Source organism: Streptomonospora litoralis, assembly GCF_004323735.1.
Taxonomy (GTDB): domain Bacteria; phylum Actinomycetota; class Actinomycetes; order Streptosporangiales; family Streptosporangiaceae; genus Streptomonospora; species Streptomonospora litoralis.
On sequence record NZ_CP036455.1, the window covers coordinates 1,557,585 to 1,576,958 of the forward strand.

At 68.8% G+C, this 19,374-nt stretch carries 19 protein-coding genes; 6 read left to right on the forward strand and 13 right to left on the reverse strand.

What is annotated here, in order from left to right:
- From EKD16_RS06565 to EKD16_RS06575, 3 genes are all read left to right on the forward strand, one after another.
- The gene (locus EKD16_RS06565) at positions 1-2,151 is read left to right on the forward strand and encodes a dipeptide ABC transporter ATP-binding protein (RefSeq protein ID WP_131097564.1); all 2,151 of its coding nucleotides are present in this window, start codon (positions 1-3) and stop codon (positions 2,149-2,151) included.
- Between the two features lie 64 nt (positions 2,152-2,215).
- Positions 2,216-3,934: an ABC transporter family substrate-binding protein gene (locus EKD16_RS06570; RefSeq protein ID WP_131097565.1), complete on the forward strand. Its 1,719-nt coding sequence runs from the start codon at positions 2,216-2,218 to the stop codon at positions 3,932-3,934.
- 483 nt (positions 3,935-4,417) lie between these two features.
- Positions 4,418-5,017, forward strand: a complete 600-nt coding sequence (locus EKD16_RS06575) for a hypothetical protein (RefSeq protein WP_131097566.1) — start codon at positions 4,418-4,420, stop codon at positions 5,015-5,017.
- A gap of 216 nt (positions 5,018-5,233) precedes the next feature.
- Here EKD16_RS06575 and EKD16_RS06580 read toward each other — a convergent pair whose 3' ends face one another.
- Complete coding sequence (locus EKD16_RS06580; protein WP_131097567.1) at positions 5,234-6,685, reverse strand: hypothetical protein; 1,452 nt, start codon at positions 6,683-6,685, stop codon at positions 5,234-5,236.
- A gap of 175 nt (positions 6,686-6,860) precedes the next feature.
- On the opposite strand from EKD16_RS06580, the gene EKD16_RS06585 reads away from it, so the two are divergent.
- Positions 6,861-8,045: an esterase-like activity of phytase family protein gene (locus EKD16_RS06585; protein WP_131097568.1), complete on the forward strand. Its 1,185-nt coding sequence runs from the start codon at positions 6,861-6,863 to the stop codon at positions 8,043-8,045.
- Positions 8,046-8,813: 768 nt separating this feature from the next.
- On the opposite strand, the gene EKD16_RS06590 is transcribed toward EKD16_RS06585, so the two are convergent.
- Positions 8,814-9,050, reverse strand: a complete 237-nt coding sequence (locus tag EKD16_RS06590; RefSeq protein ID WP_131097569.1) for a GntR family transcriptional regulator — start codon at positions 9,048-9,050, stop codon at positions 8,814-8,816.
- Positions 9,051-9,224: 174 nt separating this feature from the next.
- On the opposite strand from EKD16_RS06590, the gene EKD16_RS06595 reads away from it, so the two are divergent.
- Both EKD16_RS06595 and EKD16_RS06600 read left to right on the forward strand, forming a co-directional pair.
- Positions 9,225-9,557 carry a hypothetical protein gene (locus EKD16_RS06595; protein WP_131097570.1) on the forward strand — a complete coding sequence of 111 codons (333 nt, stop codon included), beginning with the start codon at positions 9,225-9,227 and terminating at the stop codon, positions 9,555-9,557.
- On the forward strand, positions 9,554-9,760 hold the full coding sequence (locus tag EKD16_RS06600; RefSeq protein ID WP_131097571.1) for a hypothetical protein: 207 nt from the start codon (positions 9,554-9,556) through the stop codon (positions 9,758-9,760). Before EKD16_RS06595 ends, EKD16_RS06600 begins: the two co-directional genes overlap by 4 nt.
- A gap of 195 nt (positions 9,761-9,955) precedes the next feature.
- Here EKD16_RS06600 and EKD16_RS06605 read toward each other — a convergent pair whose 3' ends face one another.
- From EKD16_RS06605 to EKD16_RS06655, 11 genes are all read right to left on the reverse strand, one after another.
- Entirely contained in the window at positions 9,956-10,726 is a 771-nt protein-coding gene (locus EKD16_RS06605; RefSeq protein WP_131102138.1) for a MerR family transcriptional regulator, read from the reverse strand.
- A 44-nt stretch (positions 10,727-10,770) separates the two neighbouring features.
- Positions 10,771-11,181, reverse strand: a complete 411-nt coding sequence (locus tag EKD16_RS06610; RefSeq protein ID WP_131097572.1) for a hypothetical protein — start codon at positions 11,179-11,181, stop codon at positions 10,771-10,773.
- A gap of 129 nt (positions 11,182-11,310) precedes the next feature.
- Complete coding sequence (locus EKD16_RS06615; protein WP_131097573.1) at positions 11,311-12,972, reverse strand: hypothetical protein; 1,662 nt, start codon at positions 12,970-12,972, stop codon at positions 11,311-11,313.
- Positions 12,973-13,205: 233 nt separating this feature from the next.
- Complete coding sequence (locus tag EKD16_RS06620) at positions 13,206-14,036, reverse strand: hypothetical protein (protein WP_131097574.1); 831 nt, start codon at positions 14,034-14,036, stop codon at positions 13,206-13,208.
- 92 nt (positions 14,037-14,128) lie between these two features.
- Positions 14,129-14,791, reverse strand: coding sequence for a C40 family peptidase (locus EKD16_RS06625; RefSeq protein WP_242677265.1), 663 nt, complete (start codon positions 14,789-14,791; stop codon positions 14,129-14,131).
- Positions 14,792-14,820: 29 nt separating this feature from the next.
- Positions 14,821-15,381: a hypothetical protein gene (locus EKD16_RS06630; protein ID WP_131097575.1), complete on the reverse strand. Its 561-nt coding sequence runs from the start codon at positions 15,379-15,381 to the stop codon at positions 14,821-14,823.
- A gap of 10 nt (positions 15,382-15,391) precedes the next feature.
- Entirely contained in the window at positions 15,392-16,465 is a 1,074-nt protein-coding gene (locus tag EKD16_RS25995; protein ID WP_242677266.1) for an OmpA family protein, read from the reverse strand.
- A complete protein-coding gene (locus EKD16_RS06640) occupies positions 16,462-17,160 on the reverse strand; it encodes a pilus assembly protein TadG-related protein (protein WP_131097576.1) in 699 nt (232 codons plus the stop codon). Before EKD16_RS06640 ends, EKD16_RS25995 begins: the two co-directional genes overlap by 4 nt.
- Positions 17,161-17,174: 14 nt before the next feature.
- Entirely contained in the window at positions 17,175-17,411 is a 237-nt protein-coding gene (locus EKD16_RS06645) for a hypothetical protein (protein WP_131097577.1), read from the reverse strand.
- A 129-nt stretch (positions 17,412-17,540) separates the two neighbouring features.
- Positions 17,541-18,437, reverse strand: a complete 897-nt coding sequence (locus EKD16_RS06650) for a type II secretion system F family protein (protein WP_131102144.1) — start codon at positions 18,435-18,437, stop codon at positions 17,541-17,543.
- 16 nt (positions 18,438-18,453) lie between these two features.
- Complete coding sequence (locus tag EKD16_RS06655; protein WP_131102146.1) at positions 18,454-19,299, reverse strand: type II secretion system F family protein; 846 nt, start codon at positions 19,297-19,299, stop codon at positions 18,454-18,456.
- Between the last annotated feature and the right edge of the window lie 75 nt (positions 19,300-19,374).

Genomic DNA, 19,374 nt, shown 5'->3' on the forward strand with positions numbered 1-19,374 from the left:
ATGACCGCAACCAGTGGTACGGCCGCCGCGGCCGAGGAGCTGACGGGCGCCGAGCCGGGGCCGAACAGCCCCGAGGTCCCCGTCCTCGAAGTCCGCGACCTGCAGGTGGGTTTCCCCGGCGGCCGCGGCAACCCCGACGTCACCGCGGTGCGCGGGGTCAGCTACGAGGTGCGCCGCGGCGAGATCCTGGGCATCGTCGGCGAGTCGGGATCGGGCAAGTCGGTCTCGTCGATGGCGGCCATGGGGCTGCTGCCCGACTACGCGCGGGTCAGCGGCTCCATCAAGCTGCACGGCGAGGAGCTGCTCGGGCTGGACGACCGGACCATGGCGCGCAAGCGCGGCCGCGCCATCTCCATGGTCTTCCAGGACCCGCTGTCGGGGCTGACGCCCGTCTACACCGTCGGCGACCAGGTCGCCGAGGCGGTGCGGGTGCACAACCCGCAGATGTCGCGCTCGGCCGCGCAGCAGCGTGCCGTCGAGCTGCTCGCCTTGGTGGGCATCCCCGACGCCGAGCGTCGGCAGCGGTCCTTCCCGCACGAGTTCTCCGGCGGGATGCGCCAGCGCGTGATGATCGCGATCGCGATCGCCAACGACCCCGACGTCATCATCTGCGACGAGCCGACCACGGCGCTCGACGTCACCATCCAGGCCCAGATCCTGGAGGTGCTCAAGGCGGCCCAGCGCGAGACCGGCGCCGCCGTGCTGATGATCACCCACGACCTGGGCGTCGTGGCGGGGCTGGTGGACCGCGTCCAGGTGATGTACGCGGGGCGACTGGTCGAGACCGGCAAGGTCGACGACGTCTACTACCGCACCCGCATGCCCTACACCATGGGCCTGCTGGGGGCGGTGCCGCGCCTGGACGAGGAGGAGAAGACCTCCCTCATCCCGATCAAGGGCAACCCGCCCAGCCTCACCGACATGCCCCCCGGTTGCCCCTTCGCGCCGCGCTGCCCCATCGCGATCGGCGAGTGCGACGCCGCCGAACCGCCGCTGGAGCGTGTCGGCGGCGAAGGGCACCGGGCCGCGTGCATCCGCTCCGGCGAGATCGAGGCCAACGCGTGGACGGCCCACGACGTCTACCCGGTGACCGAGGTCGAGCAGAGTCCCGCCTCCCGCGTGCCGCGGGTCGACCGCGACGTGGTGCTGCAAGTCGAAGGGCTGACCAAGCACCACCCGCTGATGCGCGGTGCGCTGTTCAAGCGGCGGGTGGGCACCGTCTACGCCGTCGACGGGGTCGGCTTCGACATCCGCGAGGGCGAGACGCTCGGCCTGGTGGGCGAGTCCGGGTGCGGCAAGTCCAGCACCCTGATGGAGATCCTCAGCCTGGACGAGCCGCAGGGCGGCTCGGTCGAGGTGCTGGGCAAGCGCTCGGGCAAGGCGTCCAAGCGCGAGCGCATGGACGTGCGCCGCGACGTGCAGGTGGTCTTCCAGGATCCGATGAGCTCGCTGGACCCGCGCATGCGTGTCTTCGAGATCATCGCCGAGCCGCTGCGCACCCACGGCTACTCCCAGGAGCGGACCCGCTCGCGGGTGCTGGAGCTGATGGAGCTGGTGGGGCTGGACCCCGCGGCGGTCACGCGCTCGCCGGCGGAGTTCTCCGGCGGGCAGCGGCAGCGCATCGGCATCGCCCGCGCACTGGCGCTGGAGCCGCGGCTGCTGGTGCTCGACGAGCCGGTGTCGGCGCTGGACGTCTCCATCCAGGCCGGCGTGATCAACCTGCTGGAGGAGCTCAAGGCACGGCTTGGGCTCTCCTATCTGTTCGTGGCGCACGACCTCTCCGTGGTGCGCCACATCGCCGACCGCGTGGCGGTGATGTACCTGGGCAAGATCGTCGAGATCGGCGACGTCGAGTCGATCTACCGGCGCCCGACCCATCCCTACACCAAGGCGCTGCTTTCGGCGATCCCGCTGCCCGACCCGGAGAAGGAGCGGCAGCGGTCCCACATCGTGCTGCAGGGGGACCTGCCCAACCCGGCGGACCCGCCGTCGGGGTGCCGGTTCCGTACCCGGTGCCAGAAGTTCGCCGTCCTCAGCGAGGAGGACCGGACCGCCTGCCGGGAACGAGAACCGGAACTGCTGCACCGTGTGGAGGGGGCGGACGACCAGGCCGCCGCCTGCCACTACGCGGATGCCCGCGAACTGCCCTGACCGCCCGCGGGCCCGTCCCGCCCCACCTCTCGATCCCCCGAAACAGACCAGTGAGGAGAATCCCGTGCGAATCAGACGCGCCGCTAAATTCGGCGCCCCGATCGCGGCTCTGGCCCTTATGGCGAGCGCCTGCGGCGGTGGCGGCGAGGAGAGCAACAACAACGAGGAGACCCTCGCCGACATCCCCGCCATCGACATCAACAAGACCGACCGCTCCGAACTGCAGGACGGCGGTACGTTCCACTGGGGGATCAACGAGTTCCCGCCGCAGTACCAGGTCCACCACACCCAGGGGAACCTGGCCAACGCCGAGCGCATCGCCTCGGCCGTACTGCCCCAGGCGCACTACTTCGACAAGAACGGTGAGCCCCACGTCGACAAGGACTACGTCCTCTCCACCGAGATGAGCGAGGACAGCACGACGCTGACCTACGAGCTCAACCCGGACGCGGTGTGGTCCAACGGCGAGCCCATCACCTGGGAGGACTACGCCGCCGTGGTGCAGACCGTCGGCGGGCACCGCGAGAATTCCGACGAGTTCAACGTCGGCGACACCTCCGGCTACGAGCGCATCAGCGAGGTCGAACAGGGCGAGGACAAGTTCGAGGTGGTCTTCACCTTCAGCAAGCCCTTCGCCGAGTGGCCGCGCCTCTTCGACGCCGTGTACCCCAAGGAGTACATGGAGGACCCGAAGAAGTTCAACGAGGGCTACCAGAAGGCGTTCCCGGTCACCGCCGGGCCCTTCGGCGACGTCGAGTTCGACGAGACCGCCCAGACGGTCACCGTCAACCGCGACGAGGACTGGTGGGGCGACCCCGCCAAGCTGGACTCCATCGTTTACCACACCTACGGCAACGACGCGCTGCCGGGCGTGATGAACAACGGGGAGATCGACGGCTACTACCTCGGCTACGACGCGGCGGCCTACGACCAGCTCAAGGACGCCGACGGAGTCCGGTTCACCAAGGCCATCGACAACGCCTACCGGCACATGACCTTCAACGGCGGCAAGGGGAGCCTCCTCGAAGAGACGAAGGTCCGCAACGCCCTCGTGCACGCCATCGATCGGGCGCAGATGGCCTCGGCGACGCTGAGCGGCGTCAACTGGCCCACCGACCCCACGGTCAACCGGCTCATCCGCTCCAAGCAGACCGGGTTCAAGGACAACAGCGAGGGCTACGGCGAGTACGACCCGGAGAAGGCCGCCAAGATGCTGGACGAGGCCGGCTGGACCCAGGAGTCCGAAGGCGCGGTCCGCACCAAGGACGGCGAGAAGCTGGAACTGAACTGGGTTATCCCCGCCGACATCCAGAACACCGCGGACGAGGCGGAGATCGCCAAGGCGCAGCTCAAGGAGGTCGGCGTCGGCGTCAACATCAACACCGTGCCGGCGAACTCGTTCTTCCCCGAGTACATCGTTCCGGGCAAGTACGACGCCACGACCTTCGTCTACTCCAGCACCAACCCCTACGCCGGGTACTTCGCGGAGAACTTCACCGGCCCGGTGGGCGAGACCGAGAGCGGCGAGCCCAACTGGGGCAACAACCTGCACAAGTTCAGCACCGACGAGATCAACGCGGCGTTCGCCGAACTGTCGACGCTGACCGACCCCGAGGAGTACGCGGCCAAGGCCAACGAGATCGACCGGATGCTCTGGGAGCAGAGCATGGCGGTGCCGCTGTTCCAGCGTCCCGGCCTCTACGCGGTCGACCCCAAGGTCGCCAACTGGGGCGCCAACGCCCTGGCCTCGATCCACTACGAGGACATCGGCTTCACTCAATAGCCCGGTAGGCGGCCGGGAACACGGCCGCAGCCCTCCGGCGGTCCCCGGCCGGGATCCGAGCCCTCGGCCGGGGACGCGGCCCCAGCGCCGCCGGACATCGGCGCCGCACCCGACCGGTGTCCGGCGGCGCCGGCCGCACCGGCGCCGAACGCGCCGCCCGCGCTGCCCCCGTCCGCTCCGGCGGGCCGGGGGCAGCGCTGTTTCTTCGGGGCCGGACAGGGGCGCGGGAAAGCGCCCGCGCGCGGCGGCCTGGGACGCCGGTGCCGCGGGGGATTCCGCGGCTCGCAAGGACTGCCGATCACCCGGGGGCGGGGTCTAGACTCAGGGCCGCCGCACGGCGCTTCCGGTCGGCGCCGTTCGGTGACGGCATCGCGGCCGCGGCCGCAGGCGCGCCGGGGCGCCGCGGCGCGGGCGCCCGAGCGGCACGTCGGTCGGCACACCGACCAGCACGGCGGCGTCCCGACACGGATCGGCGGAGAGGCGATGGTGGAGTACATACGGGCGTGGGTCATCGGCGCCGTGGCGTGGTTCCTGCTGACCAACCTCGGCACCCTCGTGTTCCACCTGGCGGCGCCCGCCGAGCACACGCGCAGCTTCGGCTGGGCACTGGTGTGGCTGGGCGCCATCGGGTTCTCCGCCTACTTCCTCTCGGCCGTCGCCGCGGCCCTGGTGCACCGCGCACCCGATCGCCATCGGTTCGGCCGCAACGCAGCGGCGGTCCTCGCCGCGCCGGCCGCGGGCACGGTCGTCGACACGGCGCGGCTGCTGCTGGGCGCCGAGATCAACTGGGCGCTGTACGGCGGTTGGACGGGGATCGCCCTGGTCGGCGCGGTTCTCGGCTTCCTGCTGATGCGCCGCCTGCAAAGCGGTCGGGTGACCGAAGCGGAGACCGGCGAACGCATCCGCGTCCCCAAGACGTACTGGGACCGCGCCGAGGAAACCGGAGAGGCCGGCGGTGGTGCGGACGGAGAGGGTGCGGACGGGCAGCAGGATCCAAAGGACGAGCAGCACGAGCAGCAGCAGGAGGCGGCCGCCGACACCGACCGGCCGCAGGAGCCCGGCACGCGCAGCGCTTTCCGGTAGTCCTTCGTTGCGTGCCGCGATTCCGCACGTCGATCAGCCCGGACCGCCGCCTCCTGCGGCGGCGATCCGGGCTGCTCTGTGCGCCGTGTCCGCCAGGTTGCAGGGCGGCGCGGCGGTCGTGCTCGTATGACGAAGTTCAGCGGCGGTTCTCGGATTCTGCGCACTATCGCCGAACGGCGTCCGCCCAGCGCACGGTTTCGGGGCCTCTTCTTCGGCCTACAGTTCGCGGTAGCGGAAGGGGGGATCCCACTCCGGTACGCCGTGCTGAGCCTCGCGGACGACATCGCGCGCGGCGGCGCGGGCCGCCTCGGCGGGTTCTCCCACGACACCGGAACGCTCGATGCACCAGTCCACCCATTCGGGCATGAGCGCGAGGATGCCCGGCACGTATTCGGGCTGGTAGGAATCGGCGATGATGACGGCGGCCTGCCGGATGCGGTGCGGTGAGCAGGAGTAGAGCAGGGGCGGAGTGCAGTGGGGCGGCCCCCACTCGTCGGCCAGCGTCGAGGCGTCGTCCAAGTCGGGCTCGGCGCCGTTGCGTTCGGCGTACCAGCGGCGGAAGTCCTCGACGACGCCTTCGGTTCGGGGTTCCGGTTCGTGGCTCAGCTGCTCGCGGAAGTGGCCGATGACTAGCTCGGCGCGGCTCGCCAACCGGAACTGCTCGACGAGCAGTTCGCGGTGCTCGGTGCCGATCCGCATGCCGGAGACGAGTTGGGCGCTCCACGGGATCACCAGCAGCTCGGCCGCCTCCTCGGCGGTGCAGGGCCGCGGCTCGGCAGCGGTCGGCGCGCTGTCGCCCACGGCCCGGCGCCACTCCGCCGCCGCATCCTCGGCCGAAGCGAAGACCCCGGCGCCGGCCACGTCGCCGATGCAGCAGTTGTCGATGTCCCAGCAGTACCAGTGCGGATCGCGTTGTTCCACGCCGTAGCCGAAGGGCGCGAGCAGCGCCGTGCGGCTGCCGTAGGCGTCGTGCAGCACCCGCGGCCAGGCGGTGGGATGCGGCCGCAGGTCCGAGTCAGGGGAAGGAGCTTCGGAGATGCACCCTTCTTCCGCCAGCGCCGCACCGGCTGAGGAGAACGCTTCGCCGACCGCCTCGAACGGGCCGGGTTCTTCACCCGGACCGCTGTTGGACCAGGCCGCCATGCCGCGCAGCAGCAGCCACGGCCCCTGCCACGCGACGACGTCCTTCGGGTGATCGGTGATCTCCCGCGCCGCCGCCTCGGCGAGCTCGACCAGCCATCCCGCGGGCCGGGACGGGTCGAACCCGGCGATGTCGCCCAACGAGTCGAAGTCACCGATCTCGCCGGCCTCCAGGCGTTCGTAGAATTCCTCGTCAGCCTTCAGCAGGGCATCCGCGTAGACGCCGCCGACGAGTTCGCAGGTGGTGGAGTCGATCGAGAGCGGACTCTCGGGAATCTCCAGCTTGCGGACCCGGTCGAGAACGTCCTCGTGCGACTCGACCCATCCCTGGAAAGGCCCGCCGTCGTCGACCAGGCCGGGGAACATACCCTGCCAATCGGGTACGGGCGGCTCGTGCGCCCAGAGGGCGTCCTCCGGCGCCGGCCGCCGGGCTTCGCGTTCGGCCAGCTGCTCGGCGCGGCGCTGCGGATTCCCGCTCAACTGCGCGCCGCCGCGCTGCTTGCCCTTCTTGGTGCGCTTCTTCGACATGGGGCCAGCGTAGGAGGGCGGCGGCGGCTGTTACGCACGTTCCGCCGACATAGTGGGGCGGACTCGGCGAAAGTCCCGGCGGGGCCGGGCACCTCCCCGCGCGAAGCACGATGACGAAGCCTGGGGGCCACCCCGGCGACATGTCCGGCTAACCCGGGACTGGTGTGGTGGCGCCATGAGATCCGCTGCCGCCCTCGGTACAGCCGCCTCCCTCCTTCTCGCCGGCCTGTCCGCCCCCGCGCTCTCCCACGCCGACACCGCGGGTTCCGCGACCGCCCGCCTGCTCGGCGTCCACGTACTCGAACACGGACTGGACTACCGCGGGACGACCGTCGGCGGACTGTCCGGTATCGACTACGACCCCGACAGCGGCGAGTACGTGCTGATCAGCGACGACCGCTCGGAGCACGGCCCGGCGCGCTACTACTCCGCCGAGATCGGGCTCTCCGGCGGCGGTATCGGCGGCGTCGCGCTCACCGGCGCCACCGCACTGCGGCGCTTCGACCGGACGCCCTTCCCCGCGCTTGAGGACTGGCACCCGCCGCGCTGGTGCGCCCACGCCGGCGGGTACTGCGACCTGCGGGGACCCGTCGATCCGGAGGCCGTCCGCTTCGATCCGCGGGGCCACCGGGTGTGGTGGAGCACCGAGGGGGAGCGCAGCGTCGGCGACACGCGCACCGTCCTGCTGGACCCCCTGGTGCGCGCGACCGACGACGCGGGCCGGTTCCGCGGCCACCTGCGCACCCCGTCCAACCTGCGCATGGACGACGGCGATACGGGACCGCGCCGGAACCTGACCGCCGAAGGATTCGCCTTCGCCGACCACGGCAGGCTGATCGTGACGGCCATGGAAGGCCCGCTGCTGCAGGACGGCGACCTGCCCACACCCGAATCCGGGACGCTGACCCGGGTGACGGTGCAGAACCGCGGCGGGTGGGTGCGCGATCAGTACGCCTACCCGCTGGAACCGGTCCCCGCCGAGCCCGAACCGGCCGGCGGCTACTACGACAACGGGGTCACCGACATCCTCGCCCTGGACGCGGGCCGCGCCGACCGGTACCTCGTGCTGGAGCGCTCCTACGTGGAGGGCGTCGGCAACACGGTGCGGATCTTCACGGCCGACACCGGCGGGGCCACCGACGTATCGCGGACCGAATCCTTGGCGGACGCGGAGGACGTCACGCCGATGAGTAAGCGCCTGCTGGTCGACCTCGGCGAGACGGGACTCGACCACGTGGACAACGTCGAGGGCATGACCTGGGGACCCGACCTGCCCAGCGGCGAGCGCACGCTGCTGCTGGTCAGCGACGACAACTTCAGCGACTCCCAGGTGACGCAGATCGTCGCGTTGGCGGTGTAGGACGCGGCCGACGAGAGCGGCTCGGGTCTGCCGGGCGGTCTTGTTGGTCTGCCGGGCGGCGGGCGGTCTTCACTGGAAAGCCGCGGCGAGGATGCCAGTGGATCAGGCCCGCAGTCACCGGGTCGGGGGCTCGCGGGTGGCGCGCCCGACGGGGGCGGCGACGACGTCGGCGGGGCCAGGCACCTCGCCCCCGGCCCCCGATCCGAGAAGCCGCGCCGAGTCTGTCTGTGGGGCTAGGTTCGGCGCCGAATCTAGCCCCACAGACAGACTCGGCGGGACCGGTGCCACCTATTGCGGGGTTTCGACCAGACAGCGGCCGGAATTTAGCAGAAACCGCGCAATAGATGCGCCGACCGGCCTGCGGCAGCCGAACGCCGCCCCCCGCCGACCACCGCCACCGGTGAGCCCCCGACTCGTCGACTGCAGGCCCCGGCCCAGCGCCGTCCTCAGTGCCCGCTGTTCCCCGTCAGGTGACCCGCTTCCCGGCTGACCAGCAAGGCCGCCCAGCGGACCGGGGCCGCCCCGCCGCGCGGGCCACCGGCGAGCCCCCGACTCGTCGACCGCAGACCCCGGCCCACCGCCGCCCTCGCTGCCCGCTGTTCCCCGTCAGACGACCCGACACCCGGCAGACCGACAAGTCCGCACAGCTATCCGGGCCAGCAGGATGGCGCACAGCTGAAGGTAGACGGGGTCGGGCGCCTCGTGGTCGATCTCGTCGTCAGGGCCGTATCCGGGGGGAATCTGCGGCGATGCCTGTTGCATGGCGGGCTACTTCCGGGAGTCCGTGTCGGCCACGAACGAACCCATGCCATGCGAGGTCACGACTCGACCCTCTTCACGTAGTGCCTTGATCGCTTTGCGTACTGTTACGCGCGCGACATCGAACTCGCTCTCAAGCTGCACTTCGGAGAACTTGTGATGGGGCGGATAGGTGCCCGAGTCGATGCGCTCGCGCAGGACTTCCGCGATCTGCTGCCACTTCGGTCGGGTCGGGTCGTAGTCCACCTACCGAACCATAGTTATCCAGACGAACCGATGCATAGATGCACATACCAGCGGACGTATGCAGAACGTCTATAGACAACTGCATCACTGACGGCTACCCTGTGTATTGAAAGACCCCGGCGACCGCGACCACGGCCCCGGGGCATGGCCACCAGCTGAATAGGAGCTGATGACATGACCGACTTTATCGAGTGGGTGCTGCGGTGGGTAACCGCCTCGCGTGCGCCTGTCCCCGTGTCCGGGCAACTGCGCGGGCGCGGCCTTCCCATGCGGCTTGCCGCGCGGGTACGCGCCTACGCGCCGACACCGGTCGCGGTCGCCGCTTCAGCCCAAGTGGCCACCCCGCCTCAGATGGCGGTGAACCGCGTCCGTCCTTATGTGGTTGCCGCGGGCGCACGCGAGACGAATCCGTGCGCGGTCGTTGACGCGGATATCGCCTCACTGTTGCGGGAAAGCGGATGCGACAACTCACCGGCACTCTCCGCACTGGCAGGGGTGGGGCGATGAGTTCCGACGAGGCAGGCGGGCTGATCCCTCGGCAGCGGGTGGAGTCCCCGCTCACCGACGACGAACGCGCCAAGCTGCGGGGCCTGGTCGACGAGCTTGTCTCGGCTACCGAGGACCGGGTGTTCTGGCTGGGTCAGGTCCGCGAGACCGCGCTGGAAATCCAGCGGCGGATGGAGAGCATGCTCGGCAAGGAGGACGAGTGAGCGCCCGCGTGTAGGACGCAACCGCCGATCGCGGCCATCGGGTTGCGGCAATGGGGCACGATGCGCGAAGCGCTGTGCGCCGGCTTGCCGCCGAGCGCACGCCGCGGCCCTCTGCGGGGCCACGCTTGGCTCGGCGGCAGGCCCGCTTGCTCGCAGCGCGAGTCGCGCCCCCATCCGCCCGCCGGGTGTACAAGCTCAGACTGCCTCGCCCTCGCGCCACCCCCCGCCGTCGCCCGCGGCCCCGAAGACGTCGCCGAGCATCGGGCGGGCCTCGGCGGGCGCGCGGACCTCCAGGCTCACCGAGCCGTAGGCGAAGAGCAGAGTGAAGGAGATGAACGGGCAGCAGCGCTGTTCGGCGGCCGCCAGTCGGGCGGCCTGGGGCGCGCGCTCCGCCGGGAGCACGGCGCGCAGGCCGCCGGGGATCTCCTCGCGCCGCGAGCCGCGCAGCACGGCGCGCCACTCCTCGGAGCGGTCTGCCATCTCCGCGGAGTCCAGCGAGCATGCGATGTCCGACTCGCCCTCGTCGGCCCTACCGACCGGCGAGTGTGCCTCGTCGTCCAACAGCGGACGGTGATCGGGCAGCCGGCAGTCGGGGCCGCACGGGTCCTGCGTGTCCGGCAGCGCGTCCAGGCGGTCGAGGGTGCTGCGCAGGGTGTCGGTGAACGTGGCGAGGTCGGCGGCGCGCCCCTGCGCGGCGGCGAGCCGCGCGGCGAGACGCGGCCGCAGTGAGGATTTCACCTGCGCGCAGACTCCGTCCCGCCATGTCTCGATAAGCTCGGCGATCTCGTCCAGCGGCAGACCGAGCCGCTTCGCGGCGGTGATGAGGCCCAGGCGCTGCAAATCGACGCCGTCGTATACCCGGTAGCCGGCCGCGGTGCGCCGGGCGGGCAGCAGCCCGCGCTCGTCGTAGTAGCGCAGCGTGGAAGCCGCGACGCCCGAGCGTGCGGCCAGCTGCGAGATGCGCATGGTGTCCACATCCGCGACGGTAGACCTTCGAGTCGGCCTGAAGGTCAAGTCCGTTGGCCGGGGCCGGCGCGGACCAGCCGGGCGGCGCAGCCGCCGAGCGCGGCACCGGAGGCGAGGGCGGCCAGCGCCGCGAGGAGCGCGGCGGCGTCGGCCGCCGAGGTGGGGCCGCGGAGGATTGCTGCGGCCTCCAACGGCGCACCAAGCGCCGGCAGGGTCCACGTCGCCGCCCAGTGGCGGACGGGGCGGGTCCGGTTGTGGGGGTGTGGGTGAGCGAGTCCGGCGACGAGGGCCACGAGGGCGTACCCGGTCAGCGTGGTGGCGGTGGCCCAAAGCAGCCGGACGTGCGGCAGAGCGAGGGCGCCCAACGGCAGCAGCCAAAGATGCAGCAGGACGCTTGCCACAGCCCAGGCCACCCATACGGCGGCACCGGCTGTCCAGGCGCGAAGGAGGTCCATGGTGGGGTTCCGTTTCCGGTAGTGCGCCGAGGTCGGGTGCTCGCCGGTCGGCCGCTCGGCGGGACGGTGCTGCCCATCGGGCGAGCCCCTCGGACTTTGCAGGCCCCACGACAGTCGGCGTTCGGGGAGTCACCCCGCACACTCCCCGAACGGGACCAGTTCGCGGCGGCCCCGCGGACCGGGCGGGGCGAGGTAGCGGGCGCCCGTGGCCGTGAGCGTCGCAGACTCCCACCCCGTGGTGCTGCCGAACGACAGACCGGCCAGAGTGGCTTCGGCCGCGAACTCGCGGCCGTTCGATTCGGCGGCGTAGCGGACGGTGCTGTAGGTGCCCTCATCGAACAGCAGGCGGTCGAAGGGGGTCACGGCGCCTGGAGACCGTGCCCGCGGGGAGGTGGCGTCCTTCGGGCGGCCGGTGGTGCCGAGGAACGACAGGGCGAGCACCGGCTCGCGTTCGGCCAGCCAGCGGCGGACGGTGCCCCTGTTCGCGTCGGTCACGGCGAGGCGGGCCGTGCCGACGACGTGCCCGTGCGCCTCGTCGGCGCGAACCGTCTCGATGCGGATCCCGGTCAGTTCGCCTGTGCGGCGGTTGCGCGTGGTGGTCAGGGCGGCCCTGGTGAGCCGGTTGCGCGCCTGCTGCGAGCCGAGCACCGACCTCGGTGCCAAGGGGCCGACGTCGCCCGACTCGGCGAACTCGAAGGCGACGGTGCGGGAGGTGGTGCCGCGGCGGTGGTCGACGCCACGGGTGAAAACGGCGCTGCCCTCGGCACCGGCCGACACGAGGTGCAGGAGGTCGAAGCCGGCGGCGAAGTCGTCCCTGCGGTGTGGTTCGCCGGATTCCCCGCGCGGTTCCGACCGGCCGTCGGGGGGACGGCGGTTCGGGGAGCGTCCAGCATCGGGGTCGGGGCCCGAGTCGGAGCTGGAGCCGGGGGCGCCGGGGTCCGCGCCGGGGACGTCGTCGGACTCGGCGCGCTCGCCCTCCGGGTCGGCGTCGGGAGGTGGGCGGGGCCTGCGGTCGGGCGTGGCGACCTTCACCCCGGCTTCACCGGTCAGATGGGCACCGGCGCTGGTAGAGGTCTCGCGGCGGTCGGGAGGTGGCAGGGTGTCCGCTGCCGTACCGTCACCGAAGACCTCTGCGGCCTTGCCGACGATCTGCGCGCCCAGCGCGTCGAAGGCGCCGCTGTCCTGACCGAGGTTCTGCAGGTGCTCGGCGCGGGCGACGCGTTCGCGGAACCGACGGGCCTCATCCCGCGAGGCGAAGGTCCACACACGCGTTTCCGCGACACCGCCGTGCACACCCGCGCTGATACCCAGTTCGGCCTCGGCGACCGGACCGGCCTGGAAGCCCCAGCGGAATGGGCTCGGCGCGTCGGCCGAGCCGTCCAGCGTGCGGGTCAAGGCGACCTCTGCCGTGCCGTTCGAGTTGACGCGCTCGCCGATGCGCACCCGCCCGCTGGGACTGGCGGCGACCGACAGGCCCGTCGACGCCGTGATCCGGTGGGTGTCCGTCGTGCACGGCTTCGGGAGGAGGTCGTTATTCCCTCGCCGACCGGATGCGCAGTCGCCGAGATCCAGCGCGATGCAGACGGCGCGCTCCAGTTCGGCCAGCAGCCGGCGGCCGTGGTCGGTGGTCCCGAAGAGGGCGACGCCCAGTGCGCAGGCGAGGACGACGACACCGGCGTAACCGACAGCGGCGGCGCCGTGGTCGTCGGCAGTCGAGCACGCGCGCCGGCGGTGGCAAGGGGAGTGCGGGCAGTGAGAGGGGCGGTGGGGGCGGAGTGGACAGGCAGCCATGGTCGGCCTCGCAGCGGGACACGGGGTACCCGGGGCGGCGGGGCGGGGCGGCGTCGTCCATGCGGGGGCGCGGCGGCTGCGGCACGGAAGAGGCGGGTCGGCACCCGAACGGGGCGGGTTTGGGTGGGCTCGGGAATCGGGCGGCGTCTGCTCAGGTGGGGCGGCCTCGGGGGCGGGAGGACGGTCGGGGGCGGAGTCGGGGCGTTGCGTCGCCGGCTTCCGGCATCAGCGCGTCATCCGGCGGGCGCGGTCACCGGCGTGACGTCGTTCCAATCGCGCAGGGACAGCGCGAACCAGCGGGGCTGCAGGCCGGTGCGGTCGGGCGGGAGGTGCTGGAAGTAGGCGACCGGGCGGTTCTCGTCGTCCACCCACAGTTCGACGTCCACGGCGGCCTCGCCGAGGTTCATCGCCGTCAGCGTCGCGTACTCCCGGCGGGCGTAACCGACCGCGTTTTCATGCAGGTCGTCGATGTAGGCGGTGCCTTTCCAGTGGGACACCGGTTCTCCGTCGATCTCGACGGCGCCTTCCAGCCGCAGATCGGAGCCGTCGGCGACGGTGGCGGTGATGTGCGAGCAGTTGGCGCCGCGCGCGGCCGCGAGATCCTCGGAGTAGTCGGTGGGGACATCGGTGGAGTCCAGCGGCCAGAAGTCGCCGCCGCTGTTCGCGTGCAGGCCGTCGTCGGTGGCGATGGAGCCCGCGGTCTGCGTCTGTGCGGGGGAGAGTTCGCCGTCGTCGTAGTCGCGTCCCGGGACGAAGGCGCCCTCGGGCATCGACTGCGTCGCGCCGCCGTCGACGGCGTAGGCGCCCGAGCCGTCGCCGTCGCAGCTGAGCCGTCCGGTGTTGACCGTCACCAGGCCGCTGCTGTCGAAGCTGAGCAGCTGCCAGGAGGCGGATTCGGCGGTGTCGAGGGCTTCGGGCAGCACTTCGGCGAGTTCCGCACGGCTGCGGGCGTCACCGGGCGTGGGTACCGAATCGGGATCGGCCGATGCTCCGGGGGAGCCGACGCAGGAGGCCAGCAGGGGTGTCAGCAGGAGGACCGCCACGGGCAGCTTGAGTGCTGTCACCGCTGGCACGGCGGACCGACGCCGCGCGCCGTTGCCGAAGCCCGATGGCTGCGCTCGCACACTCACCTGCTTTCGAAGCCGATTGCCGTCGCTCATCCCTGGGGGACCCGCGCCTGGCCGTACCAGATGGACTCCCAGTGGGAATTGCCGATGACCTGCACCACTTGAACGGGATCGCCGGCGTGCACCATCTGCCCGCCGCCGATGTACATGCCCACGTGGGTCGGGGGCGGATAGCCCTCCATGGTGTGGAAGAAGATCAGGTCGCCCGGTTTGAGGTCACTCTTGGGGATGCGCTGAAGGGAGTTGATCTGCGTCCATGTCGTCCGCGGGATGGAGACTCCGGCTTCCCGCCAGGATTCCATCATCAACGAGGAGCAGTCATAGGACTGCCGCCCGCGCGCACCCCACTGGTAAGGCTTCCCGCGCTGCGCCAACGCGAATTCGATAGCTACTTTCGCGCTGCCTTCGCCGCGGACTTCCCCGTCCCAGGCGCTGGCAAGAGTCCAGGTGTACTCTTCAGGCTTTTCCGGACGCTCCCGCTCGACCCAGGTCTCCTCACCGCAGTCGGGGCCCTCGACGCGGCAGACGTACTTCCGCGTGGCGTCATGGAGGGTATCGCCGATCGACGACATCGACAGGCCGACGACGATGACAGCAGCGATACCGATAAGTGCGGCACTCTCCAGAATCGAGGCGCCACGATCGCTCCCGTTGCCGTGAAAGCGGGCGAGTATCCTCTTCGGCCCCGTCACCGGATCATCCTCCTCGGGGTAGATGGGGATCAGCTGACGGGGACGTTTTTGATGGGGTCGAATCCGGGGATTTCGACGTCGACGGTTTCTACGTCGGGGATGTGGTACATGGCCCAATAGTCCAACGATTCCCCAGGCCGAACGAAAGCGGAATAGGGAATTCTGGGCGCATATCCTGAACAAGTGCAATAGTTTTGTTTGTCCATCAACGGGAGGTATTGGATATTTTGGGTTGCAAGTGTGATTCCACTGAACATCGCCTCTCTGTATAGGAAAGTAGAGTTTTCAAATTGGGTGTAGTGAATATCTTCGTCTGTCTGGTTGTTCGTTATTCTTAGGGTGATCGACGCAAACCCGCTGGATTCTGATTTATCCAATTGAAGTACTTCCGCGGTTGCGTCCTCGAACTCTTCCTTGCCATTACTTTGCGCGCTTCCGACGGGCGATGGTGACGAGATTGGACTCGGAACCTCCGATTCCTTCGCGCCTTTTGTATCTGCCAGGCTGTCGCGAGACAAAGGAAGCCAAGCGCAAAAGACCGACGTAAATACCAGCGTCACCGTCAAGGCGTGAACGACACGTTTTTGCACTCCATAGCTCCTATCGGGCAAATGTGATTGTCACGCGCCGGTTCTTCTTTCTTCCCTCTTTTGTCTCGTTTGTGGCGATTGGTTGATCTGATCCATGCCCTTCAACCTCAAACTCTACGTTTGATCGGCTGACCAAAGAGGCGAGTGATTCCTCGACCGCGCTTGCTCGCTCATGCGAGAGGGGATTATTGATCGAGTCAGTGCCGCTGCTGTCAGTATGGCCGTCAATTTTTATTGAACTATCGGACGCATCGTCAATCTCGTTTGCAACTTGCTTCAATTTCTCTCTCGCTGTAGTGCTGAGAGTAGCTTCATTGAGGTCAAACAACACGTCTGTGGATAGCGAAATCGATACCTCGTCCCCGGTCTCTTCACGAACTGTGCCGTCTGCCAGTTCGTTCTCGATGGAACGAAGGTTCCAAATCTTCGAGGGAGCTAGGTCGCTCGTAGCCGAATGCTCAGACCTTGCCGTCCGCTGCTTGACGGGAATGTCGAGGATCGGTGGAGCTATGGCGGACCCAAAGATCATTGAATCGACCTTATCCGGAGGAGCAGGGAATGCGACCCAAGCACTCAAAGTCTCGCCGCCATCCAATTCCAATTTCTCCCAATTGCTGCAGTAACACTCGCCATTGGCGTACAGCATCGGAAGGTGCTTCTTCCTGTTTTTTCCATCGATCAGGAAGAAGGGTTGAAAATCGGCAGAGCCCTCGCCTTCGCGAGGAGGATTGGGGATTCCTGCCTCCTCGGAGCCGAGGTTTCTTATCGATAGCTCAAGTACAACCGCAGTATTCTTCTGTCGATTTAATCCGTGTATGTCAATGCGCATGCTATCGCCGGCCGCCGTCGAAGTCGTGGTCGTGCTGCCAACGATCGGATTTCTGGAGGGGCTGGGTGGAGCTCCGGATTGCAAAGGCGGAGAAGTGGGCTGCTCGTGGTTTTCATCGGTGCCTCTCTCGTCACCGCTTGTCACGCACGAGGTAAGCAGCGCAATTACGAGTATCAGTACGCTTGGAAACAGGGGGAATCGAGTTCGGAGGGGGCGAAGAGGGCGATTGCCTGCTCGCGATTCCTGTTTCTTCATGACGGCGTTTCTCTTTGAGGTGGAGCAAATGCCAAGTCGTCCCCTGTCGGTTTGTATATGTACTGACCTTCTGAGTCGGTCAGTCGCACATCGATCAATTGTTGAGCGTGGGCAAAGCTCTCAACGCGTTCGCCAGCGCAGGACAGTGCTACGACATCAATTCCGTCAAGAACATACCGGCAATCGGGAACAACAACCTCGGCGATTGCTGCCGCATTTCCTGTGTGTGTCGATCCTTCTTCCTCTGCGTTCTCCTGGCCGCAGGTGATATTCGACCAATGTCTGCTTCTATCTTCCTGAAGTTCGCGCTGACAATTCGAAGTCTGGATCTCTACGCGAACGATATTTCCTAGGTTTCCCTGGCTGTCATCGCTTGCCCGAATGTTTTTAAGGATTGCCCCATTTGTCTCGGCATAGCGCTCCGCCGCTGCCCGGCCTTTAGCTGCATCATAGAGGCGGCTGTACGGCGGCTCGGCATTGGCGAGTGACCGCGCTGCGTTGTCGCGAGCCACCCCAGCAGCAGCCAAGGCGGCGGCATCAGCAGCGGTCTGCGCATCGCTTCGGAAGTTGTTGGCGCTTCCGAGGCGGACGAAAAGCAGCATTATCGCGAGAAGCGCTACCGTTAGACCAACGAGCATAAACAGGTTTGCTTGACCAAGATCCCTGTTGGAAGGCCTACGCGAACGAATGAACATCGGTATCAGGGAGTCTATTCGGGCGGGTCCAGGACATTCTGGATTGCTCGCGATACGGTCGTAGGAATATCGTTAAAAACCTCAAGCTGCATCAACGCAACAGCGACACCACCCACCAGGATGATCACCGCCGCATACTCCAGTATGCTCGCGCCCCTCTCCCGCTCGCTCCTGCTAGGCGTGAGGCGCTTCGCGGTCGTCGTGATCATTGTTCCGGCGTACAAGAACAGATACAGCAGTTGATTGCGCATTCATCCCTCCCGGGCGGGTCCCGTGGGGGCTGGGGACCCTGGCGACTGTTTATAAGTTACGGGCGTTGCTGCTCGTTGTGTAGGGGGCCGGACTGTCTGTGGACAAGTCGTCGGCGGCTGTTCTCGGACTCACCCCGTGAAGACACCTCCGAAGTCGACCCCCGAACCCAAGATCATCGCCCCTCCCACCAGCAGGAGCAGCCCCGGTAGCATCGTCGCCGCAGTGATCGCCGTGACTCGGGGGTTGAGGCGCTGGGCCTTGCGGCGCATGTACTGGGCGTCCTGGCGGCGCATGTCCTGGCCGATGTTGAGCAGGGTGTGCGAGAGCGGGGCGCCCAGTTCCTCGGATTGTTGGATGGCGGTGACGAATTTGCCCAGCGACTCGTTGGAGTTGCGCTGGCGCAACGCCTGGAAAGCGTCCTTTCGGCTGGTGCCCAGGTCCATCTGGCGCAGGACGACGCGGAACTCGTCGGCCAGGGTGCCCGGCATCGCGTCGGCGACTCGGGCGAGGGCCTGGCGGAAGGCCAGGCCGGCGCCCACGCTGACCGCCAGGACGTCCAGGAAGTCCGGCAGTTGGCGCTGGATGTCGTCTTGGCGCTGCCTGGTCTTGAGCAGCAGGTCGGCGTCGGTGAGGAGGACGAAGCAGAGGGCGATCAGCGCCAGCGCGGTCTGCCCGCGGGTGAGTAGCAGTAGCGCGGCGCTGCTGTAGAGCAGGATCTCGCCGGTTTTGCGCTGCAGATAGCGGTCGACGGTGAGGCTCTCCGGCCGCCCCGCCGCATCGATGCGCAGGCGGATGCCCTCCTGGCGCTCCTCGCCGACGAGGTCGCGCACCGCGCCCAGGAACGGGCGGCCGATCAGCTCGGTGACGCGGTTCAGGATGAACGTCGACTCCCGTTTGCGCTTCGGCGGCGCCGCCGTTATGTCGCCGGCCACCTCGCTGCGCCTGGTGAACAGGTACAGCCCCCAGCAGAAGAGCGCGACGACGGCGGCGCCGCCGAGGCCGAGCGCGAGGACGAGCGGATGCATCATCAGGGCTCCCGGCTCAGAAGTCGATGCGGGTGGTGATCCGGCGGACGAGGACGAACCCCGCGAGGAACAGGCCGCACGACAGGGCCAGCACCAGGGTTCCGGCCGCGCTCTGGGTCATCGTGCGGATGGCGTCGGGCTGCATCATGTTGACGAGGAACAGCGCCCCGACCCCCATCGCGAGCAGCGCCCACGCCGTCGAGGTGGTCTCGGTGAGGATGGTGTGCACCTCGCGGCGGGACTCCTTGCGCTCCTCCAGCGTCTGCGAGATCGACCGCAGCGCCGACACCAGCGCACCACCCGACCGCGCCGAGACCAGCAGCGTCGAGATCAGCACGCCGATCTCGCGGGAGGGCATGCGCTCCCGCAGCTCGCCCATCGCCTCCTCGAACGGCAGGCCCAGCTTCATCGACTCCGCCGCGCGGCGCAGCTCCGATCCGGCGGGCTCGTCGAGTTCGTCGGCGGCCATGTCGACCGCGGTGGGCAGCGCCAGCCCCGCCTGGGTGGCGTTGGACAGCACCCGCGCGAGCTCCGGCAGCTGGGCGGTGAACGCCTCCTTGCGCCGCTCCTCCTGGCGCTTGAGGTAGGCGAAGAACGCGAAGCCGACGCCGACCGCCGCCGCGACGCCGAACACCGGCGCCAGCGCCTGCCAGACGAAGACCACCGCCAGCAGCGCGGCCCCCGCCATCAGCACCACGAACGTCGAGACCTTGACCTTCACCCCGGCGCGGGCGAGCCGGTACTCGATGCGCTGCCCCGGTTCGGTGCGCCGCAGCAGCACGTCCAGACGGGCGAGCGGGGTGTTCGCGCGGCGTTCGACCTCCAGCAGGGCGCTGCGGGAGGCGAGCCGGCGCCGCTGCATCGCGCCGTCGATGTAGAGGACCAGCCCGACGACGAACAGGCTGATCACCGCGAACGAAGACGCCAGGATGACCGT

Bases quoted from the DNA above. Each gene is read 5' to 3' on its own strand.
- EKD16_RS06565 (WP_131097564.1), top strand. From the start codon at position 1: ATGACCGCAACCAGTGGTACGGCCGCCGCGGCCGAGGAGCTGACGGGC.
- EKD16_RS06575 (WP_131097566.1), top strand. From the start codon at position 4,418: ATGGTGGAGTACATACGGGCGTGGGTCATCGGCGCCGTGGCGTGGTTC.
- EKD16_RS06580 (WP_131097567.1), bottom strand. From the start codon at position 6,685: ATGTCGAAGAAGCGCACCAAGAAGGGCAAGCAGCGCGGCGGCGCGCAG.
- EKD16_RS06585 (WP_131097568.1), top strand. From the start codon at position 6,861: ATGAGATCCGCTGCCGCCCTCGGTACAGCCGCCTCCCTCCTTCTCGCC.
- EKD16_RS06595 (WP_131097570.1), top strand. From the start codon at position 9,225: ATGACCGACTTTATCGAGTGGGTGCTGCGGTGGGTAACCGCCTCGCGT.
- EKD16_RS06600 (WP_131097571.1), top strand. From the start codon at position 9,554: ATGAGTTCCGACGAGGCAGGCGGGCTGATCCCTCGGCAGCGGGTGGAG.
- EKD16_RS06605 (WP_131102138.1), bottom strand. From the start codon at position 10,726: ATGCGCATCTCGCAGCTGGCCGCACGCTCGGGCGTCGCGGCTTCCACG.
- EKD16_RS06610 (WP_131097572.1), bottom strand. From the start codon at position 11,181: ATGGACCTCCTTCGCGCCTGGACAGCCGGTGCCGCCGTATGGGTGGCC.
- EKD16_RS06615 (WP_131097573.1), bottom strand. From the start codon at position 12,972: ATGGCTGCCTGTCCACTCCGCCCCCACCGCCCCTCTCACTGCCCGCAC.
- EKD16_RS25995 (WP_242677266.1), bottom strand. From the start codon at position 16,465: ATGAAGAAACAGGAATCGCGAGCAGGCAATCGCCCTCTTCGCCCCCTC.
- EKD16_RS06640 (WP_131097576.1), bottom strand. From the start codon at position 17,160: ATGTTCATTCGTTCGCGTAGGCCTTCCAACAGGGATCTTGGTCAAGCA.
- EKD16_RS06645 (WP_131097577.1), bottom strand. From the start codon at position 17,411: ATGCGCAATCAACTGCTGTATCTGTTCTTGTACGCCGGAACAATGATC.
- EKD16_RS06650 (WP_131102144.1), bottom strand. From the start codon at position 18,437: ATGCATCCGCTCGTCCTCGCGCTCGGCCTCGGCGGCGCCGCCGTCGTC.
- EKD16_RS06655 (WP_131102146.1), bottom strand. From the start codon at position 19,299: ATGCAGCGGCGCCGGCTCGCCTCCCGCAGCGCCCTGCTGGAGGTCGAA.